Origin of the sequence: Arthrobacter sp. GMC3 (assembly GCF_002929305.1) — a bacterium.
In the GTDB taxonomy this organism is placed as follows: Bacteria; Actinomycetota; Actinomycetes; order Actinomycetales; family Micrococcaceae; genus Specibacter.
Genome location: NZ_PJIO01000148.1, coordinates 1 through 538, shown reverse-complemented (window position 1 = coordinate 538; position 538 = coordinate 1). Strand labels below are relative to the sequence as shown.

At 65.4% G+C, this 538-nt stretch carries 1 pseudogene; it reads left to right on the top strand.

The annotated features are described in order from the left end of the window. A pseudogene (locus tag CXQ94_RS24065) lies at positions 1-361 on the top strand (sugar ABC transporter substrate-binding protein); the annotation flags it as partial. Positions 362-538: the final 177 nt, after the last annotated feature.

Here is a 538-nt window from a genome sequence, read left to right as displayed (position 1 = left end):
CTTCACCGCCTGGGCGACTTCCAAGGACTACGCCAAGCTCGTCGCCGAGACCGATGGCGTCGCCAACGTGCCGCCGGGCACGCGCGAGTCCACCTACAACGAGCAATACATGGCGGCCGCGCCGTTCGCGGAGATCACCCTGGAGTCGCTCAAGCAGGCCGATCCCGCCTCGCCATCGGCCAAGCCGGTGCCCTACGTCGGTATCCAGCTGGTCACCATCCCTGAGTTCCAGGCCATCGGTACCCAGGTCGGCAAGATGTTCTCCGCCGCGCTGACCGGGCAGATGCCGGTCGAGCAGATGCTCACCGCGGTGCAGCAATCCACGACGCGGGAAATGAAGCGCGCCGGTTATCCCAAGTAGGCATTTTCTTCCGAAGATGAAACCGGACAGGGCTCGCCCGAGCCCTCATGGCCTTCTCTCAGCCGGAGCACACCATGGCCACCCCATCTGCAGCATTGCCCAAGGCACCTGTCACCGATACGGCAAGCGAGCCGCGCGAGCGCAAGCCACGCCGCTTCGGCCCCAGCTGGTTTCTCG